The organism is Microbacterium salsuginis, assembly GCF_012524205.1.
Taxonomy (GTDB): Bacteria; Actinomycetota; Actinomycetes; order Actinomycetales; family Microbacteriaceae; genus Microbacterium; species Microbacterium salsuginis.
This window is the reverse complement of the sequence record NZ_JABACI010000002.1, coordinates 575,013-592,410: the sequence shown is the minus strand read 5'-3', so window position 1 is coordinate 592,410 and position 17,398 is coordinate 575,013. Positions and strand designations below refer to the sequence as shown.

The 17,398-nt window shown below is 71.6% G+C and carries 16 protein-coding genes; 11 read left to right on the top strand and 5 right to left on the bottom strand.

The features are described 5' to 3' along the window. The first annotated feature begins 73 nt into the window (after positions 1-73). Together ligD and HF576_RS09810 are read left to right on the top strand one after the other, a co-directional pair. On the top strand, positions 74-1,117 hold the full coding sequence (gene ligD / locus HF576_RS09815; RefSeq protein WP_168912610.1) for a non-homologous end-joining DNA ligase: 1,044 nt from the start codon (positions 74-76) through the stop codon (positions 1,115-1,117). Further along, positions 1,114-1,611 (top strand): nitroreductase family deazaflavin-dependent oxidoreductase, encoded by a 498-nt coding sequence (locus HF576_RS09810; protein ID WP_168912609.1) that lies wholly within the window; start codon positions 1,114-1,116, stop codon positions 1,609-1,611. The genes ligD and HF576_RS09810 overlap by 4 nt, the downstream gene beginning before the upstream one ends. A 95-nt stretch (positions 1,612-1,706) precedes the next feature. Here the strand turns inward: HF576_RS09810 and HF576_RS09805 are convergent, their stop codons facing one another. The 5 genes from HF576_RS09805 to HF576_RS09785 all read right to left on the bottom strand — a co-directional run bounded on the left by HF576_RS09805 (position 1,707) and on the right by HF576_RS09785 (position 8,639). Beyond that, positions 1,707-2,753 carry an ATP-dependent DNA ligase gene (locus HF576_RS09805; RefSeq protein WP_168912608.1) on the bottom strand — a complete coding sequence of 349 codons (1,047 nt, stop codon included), beginning with the start codon at positions 2,751-2,753 and terminating at the stop codon, positions 1,707-1,709. Positions 2,754-2,909: 156 nt separating this feature from the next. Continuing rightward, positions 2,910-5,804, bottom strand: coding sequence for a helix-turn-helix transcriptional regulator (locus tag HF576_RS09800; protein ID WP_168912607.1), 2,895 nt, complete (start codon positions 5,802-5,804; stop codon positions 2,910-2,912). A 55-nt stretch (positions 5,805-5,859) separates the two neighbouring features. After that, the gene (locus HF576_RS09795) at positions 5,860-6,051 is read right to left on the bottom strand and encodes a hypothetical protein (RefSeq protein WP_168912606.1); all 192 of its coding nucleotides are present in this window, start codon (positions 6,049-6,051) and stop codon (positions 5,860-5,862) included. Between the two features lie 141 nt (positions 6,052-6,192). Then, entirely contained in the window at positions 6,193-7,344 is a 1,152-nt protein-coding gene (locus HF576_RS09790; RefSeq protein ID WP_168912605.1) for an AI-2E family transporter, read from the bottom strand. Positions 7,345-7,406: 62 nt separating this feature from the next. Further along, entirely contained in the window at positions 7,407-8,639 is a 1,233-nt protein-coding gene (locus HF576_RS09785; RefSeq protein WP_168912604.1) for an acyl-CoA dehydrogenase family protein, read from the bottom strand. A 345-nt stretch (positions 8,640-8,984) separates the two neighbouring features. Here HF576_RS09785 and HF576_RS09780 point away from each other — a divergent pair, with 345 nt between their 5' ends. The 9 genes from HF576_RS09780 (at position 8,985) to HF576_RS09740 (ending at position 17,195) form a co-directional block, all read left to right on the top strand. Then, entirely contained in the window at positions 8,985-9,728 is a 744-nt protein-coding gene (locus tag HF576_RS09780) for an SDR family oxidoreductase (RefSeq protein WP_168912603.1), read from the top strand. 36 nt (positions 9,729-9,764) lie between these two features. Further along, a complete protein-coding gene (locus HF576_RS09775) occupies positions 9,765-10,355 on the top strand; it encodes a TetR/AcrR family transcriptional regulator (protein ID WP_168912602.1) in 591 nt (196 codons plus the stop codon). Beyond that, complete coding sequence (locus HF576_RS09770; protein WP_168912601.1) at positions 10,342-11,388, top strand: NADPH:quinone oxidoreductase family protein; 1,047 nt, start codon at positions 10,342-10,344, stop codon at positions 11,386-11,388. Before HF576_RS09775 ends, HF576_RS09770 begins: the two co-directional genes overlap by 14 nt. A gap of 34 nt (positions 11,389-11,422) precedes the next feature. After that, complete coding sequence (locus HF576_RS09765) at positions 11,423-12,181, top strand: SDR family NAD(P)-dependent oxidoreductase (protein ID WP_343234223.1); 759 nt, start codon at positions 11,423-11,425, stop codon at positions 12,179-12,181. Between the two features lie 131 nt (positions 12,182-12,312). Continuing rightward, a complete protein-coding gene (locus HF576_RS09760; RefSeq protein WP_168912599.1) occupies positions 12,313-13,050 on the top strand; it encodes an ABC transporter ATP-binding protein in 738 nt (245 codons plus the stop codon). Next, positions 13,047-13,799, top strand: a complete 753-nt coding sequence (locus HF576_RS09755; protein ID WP_168912598.1) for an ABC transporter ATP-binding protein — start codon at positions 13,047-13,049, stop codon at positions 13,797-13,799. The genes HF576_RS09760 and HF576_RS09755 overlap by 4 nt, the downstream gene beginning before the upstream one ends. Further along, positions 13,799-14,677: a branched-chain amino acid ABC transporter permease gene (locus HF576_RS09750; protein ID WP_168912597.1), complete on the top strand. Its 879-nt coding sequence runs from the start codon at positions 13,799-13,801 to the stop codon at positions 14,675-14,677. The genes HF576_RS09755 and HF576_RS09750 overlap by 1 nt, the downstream gene beginning before the upstream one ends. Then, complete coding sequence (locus HF576_RS09745) at positions 14,674-15,906, top strand: branched-chain amino acid ABC transporter permease (protein ID WP_168912596.1); 1,233 nt, start codon at positions 14,674-14,676, stop codon at positions 15,904-15,906. The genes HF576_RS09750 and HF576_RS09745 overlap by 4 nt, the downstream gene beginning before the upstream one ends. A gap of 2 nt (positions 15,907-15,908) precedes the next feature. Continuing rightward, entirely contained in the window at positions 15,909-17,195 is a 1,287-nt protein-coding gene (locus tag HF576_RS09740; RefSeq protein ID WP_168912595.1) for an ABC transporter substrate-binding protein, read from the top strand. Positions 17,196-17,398 lie beyond the last annotated feature (203 nt).

Sequence of the window (17,398 nt, the reverse complement as noted above, 5' to 3'; positions counted from 1 at the left end):
CGTGGGCCCAGGCGCGTCAAGCGGAACCTCCGGTCGTCTGGCCCCCGTCGCGGCATCCCGCTACCGTCGAAGCATGGCGTCGCCGCGCATCACTCTTACCGTCCCGAGTCCCGACGGAGACCGCGAGGTCGGGATATCGAACCCCGACCGCGTGATCTGGCCCGAGGTCGGGATCACCAAGCGGGAACTCGCCGAGTACATGATCGCCGTGCGTGAACCGTTCCTCGCGGCGAACGGCGATCGGCCGGTGTCACTAGAGCGGTTCCCCGACGGCGTCGAAGGCGAGAAGTTCTACTCCAAGAACCCGCCCAAGGGTGCGCCTTCGTTCGTCGAGGCGCAGACCGTCACGTACAACAGCGGGCGACGGCATCCGCAGATCATCCTCACCGAGATCGCAACCGCGGTGTGGGCGGTGCAGATGAACACGATCGTCTTCCACCCGTGGGCGTCGCTGACGGCCAATACCGACAACCCGGTCGAGCTGCGCATCGACCTCGACCCGCAGCCGGGGACGGATTTCGCGGATGCGGCAGCCGTCGCCCCCGCCCTGCGCGAGGTCCTCGCCGAGGCTGGGCTGACAGCCTTCCTCAAGACCAGCGGCAACCGCGGCATCCACGTGTTCTGCCCGATCGAGCCGACGCACGAGTTCCTCGACGTTCGGCACGCGGTGATCGCCGCAGGTCGCGAGCTGGAGCGGCGCCTGCCCGACAAGGTCACGATGAACTGGTGGAAGGAGGAGCGCGGCGAGCGCATCTTCATCGACTTCAACCAGGCCAACCGCGATCGCACGATGGCGGGCGCGTACAGCCCTCGCGCACTGCCCGGCGCGACCGTGTCGACGCCGCTCACCTGGGACGAACTCGCCGCAGGCGTCGATCCCGCCTCGTTCACGGTGCGGTCGGTGCCGCAGCGCCTCGCCGACATCGGCGATCCGTGGGCCGATCTGCTCGCGAAACCGGGGCGCATCGACACGCTGCTCGAGTGGTGGCAGCGCGACCTGGACCACGGGCTCGGCGAGCTGCCGTTCCCTCCGGACTTCCCGAAGATGCCGGGCGAGCCGCCGCGCGTGCAGCCCAGCCGCATCAACCCCGAGAACTGGCCCAAAGAAGAGCGATGACCGAGGCGCTCACCGATCCGACGCAGGCCACGCGCGGCCCCGGCTTCCTCGACCGGCTGGCGGCCCGCGCCCTCAAGGTGCGGTGGCTGATGCGGATGCCGATTCCGCTGTATCGCGCGGGGCTCGGCTGGATGCTCGGGCGGCGCCTCGTCATGATCGAGCACTTCGGACGCGTCTCACACGAGCGGCGTTTCGTGGTGGTGGAGGTGGTGGAGCGGGAGCGCAACGTCGTGCGCGTGGCATCCGGATTCGGCGAGAAGGCGCAGTGGTACCGCAACCTGCGTGCGAACGGCGTCGCGTACCTCAGCACCGGAGGCGCCCGGCGCGTGCGCGCCGCGGTGCGGCTGCTCGGCAAAGAGGAGTCCGCGGCGGTGCTGCGCCGGTATGCGATCGCGCATCCGGAGGCGTGGCATCACCTCAGCAGCGCGATGGACATCGCCGCGGGCGGCGACGCGCACATTCCGATCGTGGAGTTCACGCCGCCGAGGGACTGACGCCCCGGGCTTGTTCGCGGGTCAGAGCGTTTCGTCTCAGTCGCTGCGCTCCCTCGCTCAACGAACGGGGGTGTGGGACACGGCATCCGTCATCCTCAGACCAGCACCTCGGCGAGGTCGTACGCGGCGACCACCTCGAGCTGCTCGTACGTGCACGAGCGTGGGTCGCGGTCGGGGCGCCACCGCTCGAACTGCACCGTGTGCCGGAAGCGCCACCCCTCGAGCTGGTCGTAGCGCACCTCGAGCACGCGCTCGGGGCGCAGCCGCACGAACGACGAGTCGGCACGCCCGGCCTGGAACCGGGACTTCTCGCCCTCACCGCGCACAGCCTCGCCCTCGGCGTCGCGCTCGACGAGCGGCGCGAGCTCGTCGATCAGCTCCAGCCTGCGGGCGTTGCTCCATGCGGCGACCCCGCCGACCGGATAGAGCGTGCCGTCTTCGCCGTACAGCCCGACCAGCAGCGACCCGACGCCCTCGCCCGACTTGTGGATGCGATAGCCCAGCGCCACGACATCGGCCGTCCGTGCGTGCTTGATCTTGAACATCGTGCGCTTGCCCGGCGCGTACGGCTGCTCGAGCGGCTTCGCCACGACCCCGTCGAGCCCGGCACCCTCGAACTCGGCGAGCCAGCGGCGCGCCAGATCGGCGTCGTCGGTGGTGCGGGTCACGTGGATGGGGTCGGGCACATCGCGCAGCAGGTCGACGAGTGCGGCCCGACGCACTGCGAAGCGTTCGGACTGCAGGTCGCGGTCACCGACGGCCAGCAGATCGAACGCGATGAACATCGCCGGCGTCTGCTCGGCGAGCATGTTGACGCGGGATGCCGCGGGGTGGATGCGCTGCGACAGCGACTCCCAGTCCAGCCGGCGTCGCCCGTCGCGCTGGATCGGCACGACGATCTCGCCGTCGAGCAGGCACGGCTCGGGCAGAAGCCGCGCGAAGGCCTCGACCAGCTCGGGGAAGTAGCGCGTCAGCGGCTTGGCGCCGCGTGAGCCGATCTCGACGTTCTCGCCGTCCCACGAGATCAGGGCGCGGAATCCGTCCCACTTCGGCTCGTAGCTGAGACCTCCCGGCACCTTCGCCGGGTCGGGCACATCGGGCACGGACTTCGCCAGCATCGGCGCGGGGATCTCGTACGGCATGGGTCCATCCTGCCGTGGCGCCCCGACACCCGCGAGGCCTCGCTCACGCCTGCGCGGTTGGGCGGGCGGTCGGATTCCGGGCCGGTGAGGGGCGAGGGCGGCGGCAAGGGGGACGGACGCCGCGGGCACCGCCCCTCGCGAGGCAGGCTGGGCCGGTCAGGGCGCGAGCGCGGCGGTGTACAGCGCGGCGGCTTCGGCGCGGTTGGAGGCGCCGATCTTCGCGAGGATCGCCGAGACGTGCACCGAGGCCGTCTTGGGGCTGATGAACAGCCGCCGGCCGATCTGCGGGTTCGTCAGACCCTCGGCGATCAGCTCGAGCACCTGCCGCTCCCGCGGCGTGAGCGTCGCGGCGAGGTCGGAACCGCCTGGCATCTCCGCGTCGGGCCCGAGCCCCGCGTGGGCCGCGAGCTCCGTGGCCCACCGCCCCACGCGCGCCACGCCGTGCCCGGGCGCCTCGGCCTCGACGCGCGCCAGCAGCGCGGCAGCCTCGTCGCGATCCCCGTGCTCGAGCAGCGCGGCGGCGAGCCGGCAGCGCGCGACGTGGCGGTGCCACACCAACGTGGTGCCCTCCTCGAGCTGCGCCACCACCCCGCGCCACCGCTCGATGCGATCCGCCAGGGCGTCCGGGTCGGCGTCGCCGAGCAGCGCATGCACGAGTCCCGCCATGACCGGGGCGACCCCGCGGTCGGGCCACGCGTCGACCACCGCCTTCAGCTGCTTCGCCCGCCCGTCGCCGGGGTTGCTCAACGCGAGGAGCATCGCGGCGGCGACGGCCGCGTGGCGGCGGAGCGCCGGCGGCGCGTCGCCCGCCACGACGTCGAGCGCGCCCGCGAGCGCCGCCTCGCGCTCGGCGACCGGTGCCGGCGTCACCCCGCGGATGCTCGCGCACGCCTCGGCACGTTCGGTCATCCATGACGAGCGCTTCTTCGGATGCGTGCGCAGCGACTCGTCGATCATCGCCGCGTCGGCGGTGAGCAGCTCGTCGCGCGCTGCGGGCTGGTCGTCCCAGCTGAGATGGCTCGCAATGAGCCGCACCACCGATCCCCGACCCGTCGGGCTGGTCAGGCGGCGGGCGCGGCGGGCGTAGCGCAGGGCATCGTCGGCACGCCCCATACTGAACAGCGCCCGCGCGAGAGAGTAGGCGACGGATGCCCCGGACCCGCGTTCGATCCCTGCTCTGACCGCGTCGGCGTAGCGCTGCTCGCCCACGATCGCCGCCTCGTCGAAACGGCCGAGCTGCACGAGCAGATCGATCAGCGCGGTCCCGGCGTAGGAACGCAGCGCAGGATCGAGAGGCAGCGCGGCCGCGCGCTGGACCGGAGCGAGCGCCCGCGGCTCGTCGGTCTCGTCGTCGGAGATTCGCCAGGACTCCACCGTGAGCGCGACGCCGAGCGCGGCGTCGTCGCCTGCCTGCTCTGCCAGGGCGATCGCCCGCTGGGCGTTCTGCTGCGCCGAGGCGCCGTGGTCGCCGATCGCGAGGTTCGTGTAGACGCGGGACAGCAGCGCGAGCGCTCGCTCGTCGTCCAGACCGTCGAGCAGCTCGATGGCCGCATGGAGGTCTTCGGTCTGATTGCGGTGCTCGAAGTTGAACACCTCGACGAACCGCAGGCGCAGCAGGGCCGCGCGTGTGAAGGCGTCGTCGGGGCACACCGCCAGCCCCTCGTTCGCCGACCGCAAGGCGCGCTCGGCGTCACCGAGGTCGTGCCACCCCTCGGCGGCGCCGAGGTGCAGTTCGGGGAGCGTGGTGCCGGCGCGGGTCGCGGCATCCGGAACCTGATCCCACAGCTCGGTGAGGCGCTCGGCCAGCTTCACCGATGTGGCCGGGGAGTAGCGGGCGCGGGACTGCTGCAGCGCAGCGACGGTGGCGTCGAAGGCGGCCGGCAGGTCGCGGGCCGCGAGCCAGTGCTCGGCGATGGCGGAGGCCTCATCCGGAGAGTCGGTGTGGCGGTCGCGCAGGAACTCGGCGTAGCGCCGGTGCGTGCGCACGCGTTCGCTGGGCAGCATGTCGTTCTCGACCGCTTCGCGCGTCAGCGCGTGGCGGAAGGAGTACCCGGCGCCGTCGGCGAGGATCACGCGCGCGTCGATCGCCTCGCGGACCGCCTGGTCGAGGGCGCGATCGTCGAGGGGCGACACCGCCGCCAGCACCTCGTGGTCGACGTGCATGCCGCCTGCCGCCATCGTGCGCACGGTCTGCTGGGCGGCGTCACCCAGGCGGGCGTAGCGGGCGAGCACGAGCTCGCGCAGCGTGTCGGGCAGTCCGCGGTCACCGAGATCGACGAGCTCCTCGACGAGGAACGGGATGCCGCCGCTGCGCTCAGCGAGATCCTCGATGAGGCGGGGGTCCAGGTCGGGAGCCAGCTGTGCGACCTGCTCGGCGACCTCTTCGGGACTCAGGCGCTCGACGTCGACGCGGACGACGGAGCGGGTGCGATCGAGCTCGGCGAGCACCGGGCGGAGCGGGTGGAAGCGGTCGATGTCATCGGAGCGATAGGTGGCCACGATCGTGAGGTGCCGGCCCCGGAGCGTACTGGCGAGGGTCTTGAGCAGAGCCATGGTGGAGGCATCCGCCCACTGCAGGTCTTCGATCACCACGAGGATGTGGCGCTCCTGCGACAGCTGCTCGAGGAGCACCTCGATCGCTTCTGCGAACTCGCCAGCCGGATCGTCGCTGTCGGGGTGCTCGGCGGCGATGCCGGGCACGAGCGCGGCCAGGCTCGCGATGACGGCGACCGAACCGGCCGCGGTGCGCAGCTCCTCCGTGCCGACCGCGGCGTGCAGATCGCGCAGCACCCGGCGGATCGGGCCGAACGGGGCGCCGATCGGGCCCAGATCGACGCATTGCCCGACGGCGACCGTGACGGGCAGCTCGCCGCTGCGCTCGGTCGCCTGGGCGAGGAACTCCTGTACGAGCCGCGTCTTGCCGATGCCCGCTTCACCCCGCACGACCACGGTGCCCGGCCGGCCGGCCACGCCGTCGTCGAGCGCCGCCAGCAGGGTGTCGAGCTCGGCCCGGCGCCCCACCATGCGAGGCGTCGACGCGAGGGCGGGCATGTTCATATGCTCGCACCTCCGTGCGACACGGGGGAGGGGCGGCCGGTGGCATCCGTCACGACGAGGGGCCGGCGAGTGCGAGGTCGGTCGCCGCGTTGCGCGCGGGGGCCTCGGCAGCGTCGGCGGCGCGGCGCTCGGCAAGCGCGGCCCGGCGCTCGGCGTGAGCGCGGCGATGACGGTTGTCGCGCTCGAGGTCGGCGAAGCGGTGCTCGGCCAGTCGCATGACGGCGAAGGTGGTGGCATCCATGATCGGTCTCCTGCCTCGGAACCCGGTGATTCCGTGCAGTTCGACTCTCGTCGCTGAGGCGCCATCCCCTCATCGGACGAATGCCCTATCTCGGGCGCGCGACCTCCCTATTCCTGGCCGTGGCCGGACGGATGCCGCGGGTCAGGCCTCGATCGGATGCTTAGGCCGCGCCCATCGGGCCGGCAGATCGGGGCCGTCCCACACCTGGATCGCGCCCCACGCGGCGGCGGCGATCGGCACCGCGAGCACGGCGCCCACGATGCCGCCCAGCACCGTGCCGATGGTCAGGGCGACCAAGATGACGAAGGCGTGCAGCTTCATCGAGCGGCCCATGAGCACCGGCTGCAGGAAGTTGCCCTCGAGCTGGTTCACCAGGACGACCACGCCGACCACGAACAGGGCGTTGACCCAGTCGTTGGCGACGAGCGCCACGAGCGCCGCGACGATGCCCGCGACCGTCGCGCCGACGATCGGGATGAAGGCGAGCAGGAACACCAGCACCGCGAGCGGGAACGCCAGCGGCACCTGCAGGATGAGCAGACCGATCAGGATGCCGATCGCGTCGACCGCGGCGACGGTCGCGGTGCCGCGCACATACGAGCCGAGCACGCCGACCGTCTTGTCGCCGATGCGGCGGGCGCGCACGTAGTGCTGGCCGCGGAACGGGCGCAGCAGGAATTCCCACATCTGCGGGCCGTCCTTGAGGAAGAAGAACAGGATCGTGACCATCAGCACGAAGCCCGTCACGAAGTTCGCGACCGCGCCGACCCCGGCCAGCGCGCCCGAGCCGAACTGCGCGCTCGTGACGAAGTCGGTGAGCGCGGCCAGCCACTCATCCAGCTGCTCCTGTGTGGGCGCGAACGGCAGTGTCTGCACCCACGCGATCACCTCCTGGATCCCGCGCTCCGCCTCGGTGTACAGCTCCTCCCACTGGTCGCGGACGGCGGCCACGATGAGCCAGCCGATCCCGGTCAGCAGCAGCACGATCGCCAGCAGCGAGAGCACCGTGGCCAGCAGCGGCGGAACCCCGCGCCGCCGCATCCATCCCATCACCGGCGCGAAGGCGCACGCGAGGATCAGGGCGATCACGAGCGGGATCGTCACGAGGGTCAGCTGCTGGATCGCGAAGATGATCGCCGCGACCACCGTGACGACGACGATGATCTGGATCGAACGGATGCTGAGCATGCCGAACCCGTCGGCCCACAGGCTCCACGGCGCCCGGGTCGCCTTCAGCTCGGCGTCCTGCGACTCCAGGCGCACCGTCTTCGGCTCGTTGCTGAACAGTCCCATGTGCCGAGGCTAACCGGCGGCTCCGGCGTTGCCGGACGGCTTGCCGAGCCCGCGCCGACCCGCTATGCGAACGCGCCCATCCCGGCGATGTCACGGCCGATGAGCAGCGCCTGCACGCTCTCGGTGCCCTCATATGTGTGGATCGCCTCGATGTCGGCCATGTGCTGCATGACGCCGTTCTCGAGCAGGATGCCGTTGCCGCCCAGCAGATCACGGGCCGTCGAGGCGATCCGGCGCGCCGCCCGGGTGTTGTGATACTTCGCGAGCGAGGCCTGCGTCGGTCGCAGCTCGCCGCGCGTCTCGAGGTCGGCCATCCACCGGCAGTACAGCTGCATCGCGGTCAGCTCGTCGAGCATCTGCGTGAGCCGCTCCTGCACCATCTGGAACTTCGCCAGCGGCTTGCCGAACTGCACGCGCTGCTGCGCGTACGCGAGCGACGCCTCGTAGCAGGCGGTGGCGTGACCCAGTGCCGACCACGCGACCCCCGAGCGCGTCGAGTACAGGACGGTCGAGGCATCCTTGAAGGTCTTCGTGCCGGGCAGTACGGCATCGAACGGCACGCGCACGCCGTCGAGGACGATGTGGGCCTGATGGATGCCGCGCAGCGACGCCTTGCCGGTGATCACGGTGCCGACGTACCCGGGTGTCTCCTGCTCGACCAGGAAGCACCGGACCGCGCCGTGGTGCTCGCTCTCGGGGTCGTCGACGCGCGCCCATACGAAGGTGACGCCGCCGGACGCGCCGTTGCCGATCCACTTCTTCGCCCCGTCGAGCACCCACTCCTGGCCGTCCCGGCGCGCGGTCGTCTCGAGCGAGACCGAGTCGGAACCGTGGTCGGGCTCGGTGAGGGCGAAGGATGCCGCGACCTCGCCGCGCGCGACGGGCGCGAGCCAGCGCTCCTGCTGCTCGGGGCTGCCGAAGAGTGCCAGGGTGCGCAACGCGAGCCCGCCCTGTACCGCGATCACCGTGCCCAGCGAGCCGTCGCCGCGCGAGACCTCCATGTTGACCAGCCCCGCCGCCAGCGGCGAGAAGCGCGTGAGCGCGGGGTGGTCGATGCCGTCGTTGAAGAGCTCCCGCTCGCCCATGCGCATCGCGAGCTCGAGTGGATACTCCGCCCGGTCCCAGGCATCCTGCATCCGCGTGCCCACCTCGTCGACGTACGCCTGCGCGCGTTCCCACACCTCGCGGTCGGCGGCCGGGATGTCGGCGAACACCGCGTAGTAGTCCGTGCCGAGTCGTGCGGTGACGTCGTAGCCCTGGACGCTCTGACCGGGGCGGGGCTGGAAGGCGGTCATGTTCGGACTCCTGACGGCGATGCGGATGCGGCATCCCGAGTCTACTGAAACTCAATGCCGCGCTCCATAGGACTCAGTCTCACGGCTGGGATGGTCCGGCCCCACGGGGTGTGGTGCGGCGACGGGCCGAAGCTCGCTTAGCCGGATCCGGAAACGGGAGCGCGGCCGTTGCCGGATCCGGAAACCGGAGTTCGGGAGGGTTTCCGGAGCGTCGACGGCGCGCGGGTCCGGAGAGCGGGCGATTCTCCGGGTTCCGGATCGTCCGCAAGAGGACGGTGACGGATGCCGCTCGCGGTCTGCTACGGTGGAAAACCGACCAGCCGGTATGTCACGCAAGGAGGCGTCATGACCCTGGGTAGATTCGACGGCACCGTCTCGCTCGTCACGGGCGCGAGCCGGGGCATCGGGTTCGCGATCGCGCGGCGCCTCGTCGACGAAGGCGGCTCGGTCGTCATCACCGGGCGCAAGCAGGACGCGCTCGACTCTGCCGTGGCCGAACTCGGGCCCTCGGCATCCGCCGTCTCCGGCCGCGCCGACGACGCGGAGCGGCGTGCCGCCGTCTTCGCGCACATCGCCGAGCGCCACGGGCGCCTGGACCACCTGGTCAACAACACCGGCATCAACCCTGTCTACGGGCCGCTGACCGAGATCGACGCGGACGCCGCCCGCAAGATCCTCGAGGTCAACGTGGTCGCGGCGCTCGAGTGGACGCGCGCGGCGCTCGCCGCGGGCCTCTCGCGCTCGGTTGTGAACATCGCCTCGGTCGCCGGACTCGGCGCGAGCCCCGGCATCGCGTTCTACGGCATCTCGAAGGCGGCGCTCGTGAACCTCACGATGCAGCTCGCGTATGAGCTGGCGCCGGGCATCCGGGTGAACGCGGTGGCGCCGGCCGTGGTCAAGACCGTCTTCGCGCGGGCGCTGTACGAGGGCCACGAGGAGGAGGCATCCGCCGTCTATCCGCTCCGCCGGCTCGGTGAGCCGGCCGATGTCGCCGGACCTGTCGCGTTCCTGCTGTCGGACGACGCCGCGTGGATCACGGGTCAGACCGTGCCGATCGACGGCGGCGCCGGCATCCGTCCCCTCACATGACGCGGCTGCGGCACCGACCGGGTGAAAGATGAAGGCATGAAGGATTCCCACGTCGCCGACGACGTCACCCGCGCGGCCGTCGACCTCTTCGCCCGGCAGGGCTATGCCAACACCAGCGTGCAGCAGATCGTCGAGGCCGCCGGCGTCACCAAGGGCGCGATGTACCACTACTTCGAGTCGAAGGACGACCTGCTCTTCGGCATCTACGAGAAGCTGCTCACGCTGCAGAAGGCACACCTCGACGAGATCATCGCGCGCGGCGGCGCGGTGGACGACGTGCTGCGCGCGGTGTGCGTCGACGTGCTCGAGACGTCGATCGACCACATGGGGGAGGGCGCGGTGTTCTTCCGCAGCCTCAACATGCTCTCGGCGCCGCGCCAGCAGGAGGTCACCCGGCGACGGCGGGCGTACCACGACGAGTTCGCCGAGCTGATCTCGCGCGGTCAGCGCGAGGGGCTGTACCGCACCGACATCCCCGTCGCGATGCTCGTCGCCCACTTCTTCAGCGACGTGCACTATCTGTCGCACTGGTATTCGCCCGAGGGTCCCGAAGACAAGACGCTCGTCGCCGAGCAGCTCACCGACCTGTTCCTATCGAGCTTGAGGAGAACGGATGCCACAGCCTGACGTCACCGCCGATGCCCGCGCCGCAGCCTCGGCGTCGCCGGTTCCCGCCGAGATGCGCGCGTGGCGTGTGACGCGCCTGGGCGAGCCCGCCGAGGCGCTGTCGCTCGACGTCGTTCCGGTGCCGGCGCCGGGCCCGGGCGAGGTCCTGGTGCGGGTGGCATCCGTCGCGGCCAACTTCCCCGATGTGCTGCTGTGCCGCGGCGAGTACCAGGTCAAGCCCGAACTGCCCTTCAGCCCGGGGATCGAGCTCGTCGGCACGGTCGCGGCCGCCGGTGCAGACGTCTCGGGCGTGGCGGTGGGCGACCGCGTGGTCGGGTCGAAGATCGGGGTGCTGTCGGAGTACGCCGTGCTGCCGGCATCCGATGTCTGGCGCGCGCCGGACGCACTCGCGGACGCCGAAGCCGCCGGGCTCACCGTCGCCTACCAGACCGCGTGGTTCGGGCTGCACCGCCGTGCGGCGCTGCGGTCGGGGGAGTGGCTGCTCGTGCACGCCGCCGCGGGCGGCGTGGGACTCGCGGCCGTGCAGCTGGGAGCCGCTGCCGGCGCCCGCGTGATCGGAGTCGTGGGTTCCGAGGCCAAGGCGGCCGTCGCCCGGGACGCCGGAGCCGAAGTCGTGCTCGTGCGGGGTGCCGACGACCTCGTCGCCGGCGTCAAGGCCGCGACCGGTGGGCACGGCGCCGACGTCGTGTTCGACCCCGTCGGGGGAGCGGCGTTCGAGGCCTCGACGAAGTGCGTCGCGTTCGAGGGTCGCATCATCGTCGTCGGGTTCGCCGGCGGGCGGATCCAGTCGCTCCCGGCCGGCCACCTGCTGGTCAAGAACTACTCCGTGGTCGGCCTGCACTGGGGCCTCTACCCCCGCGTGCGTCCCGACCTCATCGACGACGCCCGCGCCGAGCTCACGCGGCTCGCCGGGGACGGCGTCGTGCGTCCGGTCGTGGATCGCGTCGTGCCGTTCGCACAGGCGCCCGAGGCGCTGACCGCCCTCGCCGGAGGTTCCACCGTCGGACGCGTCGTGATCCAGGTGGCGTCGTGAGTGCCGCGTGCCGCGATGTGCCGGGATGTACCCGGTGAGCGCCGGGTTCGACCTCGACGGCCGGGTCGCGCTCGTCACCGGCGGGGCGCGGGGCATCGGCGAGGGCGCGGTCCGCGCTCTCCATGCCGCGGGTGGCCGTGTGGTCGTGGCCGACCGCGGAGAGACCCGCGGCCGCAAGCTCGAGGCGGAACTCGGAGACCGCGTGCGCTTCGAGCCCCTCGACGTCACCGACGAGAAGCGGTGGGATGCCGTCATCGCGTCGACGCTCGACACCTTCGGGGCGCTCGACGTGCTCGTCAACAACGCCGGCATCGCGAACGCCGCGCCGATCGAGCACATGACGACCGCGAAGTGGAACGCCGCGATCGGCGTCAACCTCACCGGCGTCTTCTTCGGCTGCCGCGCGGTCGTTCCGGTGATGAAGGCCCAGTTCGCGGAATCCGGCAGCGGCGGCTCGATCATCAACCTCTCGTCGGTCGACGGCATGCGCGGCAGCCCGGGCGTCCACGCGTACACCGCCTCGAAATGGGGCGTGCGCGGATTGACCAAGTCGCTCGCGGTCGAACTCGGGCCCTCCGGCATCCGCGTCAACTCCGTGCATCCCGGCTTCGTGCGCACGCCCATGACGGCGCGCATCGACCCGGAGCACCTCGACATCCCTCTCGGCCGCCCCGGCACCCCCGGCGACATCGCCGGCACCATCGTGTTCCTCGCCTCCGACGCCTCGGCGTGGACGACCGGCGCGGAGTTCGTCGTCGACGGCGGCATGATCGCCGGCATCCCGCACAAGTAACGCGCGCCTCCTCCGCAGCGACCTCCGTCTCGGGAGTGGCTTCGGCGTGCTTTCGGAGCGCGTGCAACAGGAACATACCGCCCGGTCGGTTTCTCGTGTACAGTGAGGGCACCCGACACGAAGAGGTGCCGATGACCGCAGCAACTGCGACCCGCGAGGGTGCTCCCGCACGCCTCGAGGTCACCGACCTGAGCGTCGCCTTCGGCGGCCTCACCGCCGTCGATCGCGTGTCGTTCGACGTCCGGCCCGGCGAGGTCGTGGCCCTGATCGGTCCCAACGGCGCCGGCAAGACCACGGTGTTCAACGCCGTGTGCGCGCTGGTGCGACGGCGCGGTGCGATCGCGATCGACGGCGCACCCGCGCCCCGGCGAACCGCCGCGCTGACAGCGCGCGGAGTCTCGCGCACGCTGCAGGGGCTCGGGCTCTTCGCCGGACTCACGGTGCGTGAGAACGTCGCCGTACCGGTCGCGAGCCGTAGCGACGCGGCCGGCCTGATCGACGCGCGGCTCGAGGCGCTGCACCTCGCCTCCCTCGCCGACCGCCCGGTGGCGTCCCTGTCGTACCCCGACCGCAAGCGCGTGGCGCTGGCCCGCGCGCTCGTCACCGAGCCTCGGCTGCTGCTGCTGGACGAACCCGCGGGTGGGCTCGGTGCCGACGACATCGCGGGTCTCGGCGAGATCATCCGCGATGTCGCGGCGACCGGCTGCGCGGTGCTCCTCGTCGAGCACCACGTGGACTTCGTCATGGGCCTGGCAGACCGCATCGTCGTGCTCGACTTCGGCCGCGTCATCGCACGCGGCACGCCGGCCGAGGTGCGCACCGACCCGCGCGTCGAAGAGGCGTACCTCGGCGTGAAGGCGATCGCATGAGCACCGCGGCCGCACGCACCGAAGCGCCCGCCGAGGGTGGCGCCCTCGACATCGGCGGCCTCACGGTCGGCTACGGCGGCGCACCCGTGCTCCACGAGGTCGGATTCGCGCTCGCGCCCGGAGAAGTGGTCGCCCTGCTCGGAGCCAACGGGGCCGGCAAGACCACCCTGCTGCGGGCGCTCGCAGGGCTCGTGCCGGTGGCATCCGGATCCATCACGCTCGACGGAGACGACCTCGCACCGCTGCGCACCGAAGACCGGGCTCGTCGCGGCATCGCGCTCGTGCCCGACGGGCAGAGCGTCGTCGCAGAGCTCACCGTCGATGAGAACCTGCGGCTCGGCGGACTGTGGCGGCACCGCGGCGCGGCGCGCGAGCGCGCGGTCGCGGCCGTCTACGACCTGTTCGAGCCGCTCGCGCGTCGCCGCGCCAGTGCCGGCCACCAGCTGTCGGGCGGTGAGCGCCAGATGCTGGCGCTGGGCCGCGCACTCATGGCCGAGCCGATCGTGCTCGCGCTCGACGAGCCGTCGCTCGGGCTCGCGCCGCTCGTCGTCGCGCATTTGATGGGCACACTGCGCGACGCCGCCGCGAGCCGCGGCCTGACGGTGCTGCTGGCCGAGCAGAACGTCACGAGCGCCCTGTCGATCGCCGACCGCGGGGTCGTGCTCGACCTCGGTCGAGTGGTGGCGGACGCCCCCGCCGCAGCGCTCGCCGCCGACGAGACCCTCCGCCACGCCTACCTGGGATTCTGATGGACCGACTTCTCTTCCTCTTCGCCACGGGGCTCGCGCGGGGCGCGGTGTTCGCACTGTTCGCGCTGTCGCTCGTGCTGATCTGGCGCGCCGCCCGCATCGTGAACTTCGCACAGGGCGCGATGGCGCTGGTCGCGACGTACGTCGCCTTCGCCGTCACCGGGTTCACCGGCTCGTACTGGGCGGGCCTGGCGGCCGGCCTTCTCGCCGGGGCTGCGATCGGCGTCGGCGTCGAGCGGGGCGTCATGAGGTTCGCGCCGCACAGCAGTCCGCTGTCGGGCGTCATCGTGGCGATCGGACTCGTGATGGTGCTGCAGTCGCTGCTCGGCATCCTGTTCGGTGCCCAGTACCGGCCGATGCGGGCACCCTTCGACGACAGCCCGATCGTCGTCGGCGGCGTGCCGCTGCTCTCGCCCTACGACCTGTTCGTGCTGGTCGTCGCACTCGTGGTGATGACGGGTCTCGCACTGCTGTTCACCCGCACGTCGCTCGGCCTGCAGCTGCGGGCCTCGGCGTTCGCCCCCGAAGTGTCGCGCGTGCTGGGCGTGCGGGTGAGCCGCATGGTGACGATCGGATGGATGCTGTCGGCCGCGGTCGCCGCGCTGGCCGCGATGCTGCTCGTGCCGACCGAGCTCGGGCTCAATCCCCACGCGACCGACATGCTCTTCGTCTACGCGTTCGCCGTCGCGGTCGTGGGAGGGCTCGACTCGCCGGTCGGCGCGCTGCTGGGAGGCCTCGTCGTCGGCGTCGCGATGACGCTCGTCACCGGCTACCTGGGCGCGACGGTCGCGCCGATCGGCGTACTGGTTCTGCTGGTGATGGTGCTGCTGATCCGGCCCGGCGGCGTCTTCTCGATGCGAGAGGCACGGACGGCATGACCCGGCTGCTTCCGCGACTTCGCGGCATCCCCCGCACCCTCGTCTTCGGCGCGGCGCTCACGCTGCTCGCCCTCGGGGGCACGTTCCTGCTCGACCCGTACCGCAACTTCCAGCTCGCGACGGTGGCGGCGTACTTCTGCGCCACGGCGGGGCTCACGGTCCTCATCGGATACAGCGGGCAGCTCTCGCTCGGCCACGCGGCGCTCATGGCCGCGGGCGGCTACGGCTACGCGCTCACCGCGAACGCGATGACGGATGCCGGGATCGACGGCCTCCCTCGCTTCCTGGGCGGCATGCTCGGCGCGATCGCGGTGTCGGGCGCCCTGGGCTGGCTGCTCGGACTCGCGGCGGCGCGGCTGCGAGGACCGTATCTCGCGGGCGTCACCCTCGCGCTCGTCATCGCCGTTCCCGCCGTGGCTGCGGTGTTCTCGGGCGTGCTGCGCGGAGACCAGGGGCTGCAGATCGCCTACGACGGCGTCCCACCCGTACTGGTGCGGCTCATCGCCGTCGAGCAGTGGCAGGCGTGGGTTGCGATCCTCGTCGCCGGCGTGGTCGTGACGGTCCTGGTCGCGCTCTCGCGCGGACGGCTCGGCCTGCGGATGCGCGCCGTGCGCGACGACGAGACCGCGGCCCGGCTGAACGGCGTGCGCGCCGGGCGCGTGAAGGTCACCGCGTTCGGCGTCAGCTCGATCGCGGCCGGCGCGGGGGGAGCGGTGCTCTGCTTCGTGACCCAGTCGGTGAGCCCCGGCGCCTACACACTCGCGTTCTCGCTGCTGCTCGTGGTCGCTGTCGTACTCGGCGGGCTCGGCAGTATCGGCGGCGCTGCGATCGGCTCGGCGCTCATCGTGCTGCTGCCGTGGCTGCTGTCGACCGGGATCTCGGCGATCCCGCTGCCGGCCGAGGTCGAGCAGCGCCTGTCAGGCAACCTCTCGGTGCTCGTGTTCGGCGCGCTGCTCATCGTCGTGATGCTCGCGCGGCCCGGCGGGCTCGCAAGCCTGCGCCGCTCCGGCGGAGCCCGGTCGCGCCGCGGGCCGGCACTATCGGGGCCGGGCACCGCCGCGGCCGTCGCTGCCGTAGGTGCCGCGGATGCTCCCGCCGCCACACCGCAGACCGCCACCCCACCGCAGGCCGCCACCCCGCCGCACGCTGAGCCATCGCAGTCGGCCGGGCCGCGGCATCCGGAATCCGTCCTGACCCCCGCATCACCCCCACCACAGAGAAAGAGGTGACCATGTCACAGCACTCCCTCGCACGCCGCGTCGCGGCGATGGCCGGCGCATCCGCCGTCCTCGTCGCCCTCGCGGGGTGCAGCACGCCCGCCGCGACCGGCGATCCGGCCCAGGCCGCTCCCGGTGTCAGCGACGACACCGTGACCATCGGCGCGCACACGCCGCTGACCGGGCCGGCCGCCGCCGGCTACTCATCGATCTCGGCCGCCGCGACGGCGTACTTCGACTACCTCAACGACCAGGGCGGTGTGCACGGCCGCTCGATCGAGTACCTCGTGAAGGACGACGGGTACAACCCGGCGACCACGCAGACGGTCGTGCGCGAACTGGTGCAGGAGGACGAGGTCTTCGCGATCGTCAACGGGCTCGGCACGCCGACCCACACCGCGGTGCTCGACTACCTCAACCAGAACGAGGTGCCCGACCTGTTCGTCGCCTCGGGATCCACGAGCTGGAACCAGCCCGAGAAGTACCCCCTCACATTCGGTTTCAACGCCGACTACGTCGTCGAGGGCGCCGCGCTCGCGCAGTACGCCGCCGACGAGTACCCCGGCAAGAAGGTGTGCCTGCTCGGGCAGGACGACGACTTCGGCGACGAGATGATCGAGGGCGCCCAGCTCGCACTCGGCGAAGACGGGCTCACCGCCGTCGAGCGCTACTCGGTCTCGAACCAGGACGTCGCAGCGCAGATCGGCGCCCTCAAGGCCGCCGGCTGTGAGATCAACATCCTCGGCACGATCAACGGGTTCACCGCGCTCGCCCTGGGCACCGCGGCGCAACTGGGGTGGTTCCCGATGTGGTTCTCGTCGTCGTCGGGTGCCGATTATCCGACCCTGATCGGGTACCTCGGCGAAGACGTCGGACCCAAGCTGCTGCAGGGCTTCGTCGGCACGAACTACCTGCCGGCGCTCGGCGGCGACTCGGAGTGGGTCGCGCTGTTCCAGCAGATCAACGACGAGTACAACGACGGCGCGCCGTTCGACGGCAACACGATCTACGGCATGAGCGTCGCCTACCTGTTCGCCGAGGCGCTCGAGGCCGCGGGCGAGAATCCGACCCGCACGTCGCTGATCGAAGCAGTGCAGTCCGGCGAACTGGCGGGCAACGGCATCCTGCCGCTGTCCTTCAGCGAAGACAGCCACGCCGCGTACCTCGGCGTGGGAATCTCGGTCGTCGACCAGGGCGTGCAGGACTACGTCGGTGCCACTTACGCCGTCGAGGGCGGCGAGGTGACCGCGGTCGAGCAGGCGCCGGTGGCGCTCTCGGGCGAGGGCGTGCCGGGGTCCTGACGATTCGCGACCAGAAGGCCCGGGCCCCGCAGGGCTCGGGCCTTTCTGCGCGCCCGTGGGGCCGAATCCGGGCTCGGTCCGGCTCGAACTCGGCCGCGTCGCCGGATCCGGAAACCGGAGATTCTCGTGTTTTCCGGATCGAAGACGGGTCGCGGGTCCGGAAAGAGTCCGATTCTCCGGTTTCCGGAGCGGCCCGGTGGGAC

What these genes read in the sequence shown, in the direction of transcription:
- HF576_RS09770 (WP_168912601.1), top strand. Translation starts at nt 10,342, where the DNA reads ATGCCACAGCCTGACGTCACCGCCGATGCCCGCGCCGCAGCCTCGGCG.
- HF576_RS09790 (WP_168912605.1), bottom strand. Translation starts at nt 7,344, where the DNA reads ATGGGACTGTTCAGCAACGAGCCGAAGACGGTGCGCCTGGAGTCGCAG.
- HF576_RS09805 (WP_168912608.1), bottom strand. Translation starts at nt 2,753, where the DNA reads ATGCCGTACGAGATCCCCGCGCCGATGCTGGCGAAGTCCGTGCCCGAT.
- HF576_RS09810 (WP_168912609.1), top strand. Translation starts at nt 1,114, where the DNA reads ATGACCGAGGCGCTCACCGATCCGACGCAGGCCACGCGCGGCCCCGGC.
- HF576_RS09760 (WP_168912599.1), top strand. Translation starts at nt 12,313, where the DNA reads ATGACCGCAGCAACTGCGACCCGCGAGGGTGCTCCCGCACGCCTCGAG.
- HF576_RS09795 (WP_168912606.1), bottom strand. Translation starts at nt 6,051, where the DNA reads ATGGATGCCACCACCTTCGCCGTCATGCGACTGGCCGAGCACCGCTTC.
- HF576_RS09775 (WP_168912602.1), top strand. Translation starts at nt 9,765, where the DNA reads ATGAAGGATTCCCACGTCGCCGACGACGTCACCCGCGCGGCCGTCGAC.
- HF576_RS09745 (WP_168912596.1), top strand. Translation starts at nt 14,674, where the DNA reads ATGACCCGGCTGCTTCCGCGACTTCGCGGCATCCCCCGCACCCTCGTC.
- HF576_RS09800 (WP_168912607.1), bottom strand. Translation starts at nt 5,804, where the DNA reads ATGCCCGCCCTCGCGTCGACGCCTCGCATGGTGGGGCGCCGGGCCGAG.
- ligD (WP_168912610.1), top strand. Translation starts at nt 74, where the DNA reads ATGGCGTCGCCGCGCATCACTCTTACCGTCCCGAGTCCCGACGGAGAC.
- HF576_RS09785 (WP_168912604.1), bottom strand. Translation starts at nt 8,639, where the DNA reads ATGACCGCCTTCCAGCCCCGCCCCGGTCAGAGCGTCCAGGGCTACGAC.
- HF576_RS09740 (WP_168912595.1), top strand. Translation starts at nt 15,909, where the DNA reads ATGTCACAGCACTCCCTCGCACGCCGCGTCGCGGCGATGGCCGGCGCA.
- HF576_RS09755 (WP_168912598.1), top strand. Translation starts at nt 13,047, where the DNA reads ATGAGCACCGCGGCCGCACGCACCGAAGCGCCCGCCGAGGGTGGCGCC.
- HF576_RS09780 (WP_168912603.1), top strand. Translation starts at nt 8,985, where the DNA reads ATGACCCTGGGTAGATTCGACGGCACCGTCTCGCTCGTCACGGGCGCG.
- HF576_RS09750 (WP_168912597.1), top strand. Translation starts at nt 13,799, where the DNA reads ATGGACCGACTTCTCTTCCTCTTCGCCACGGGGCTCGCGCGGGGCGCG.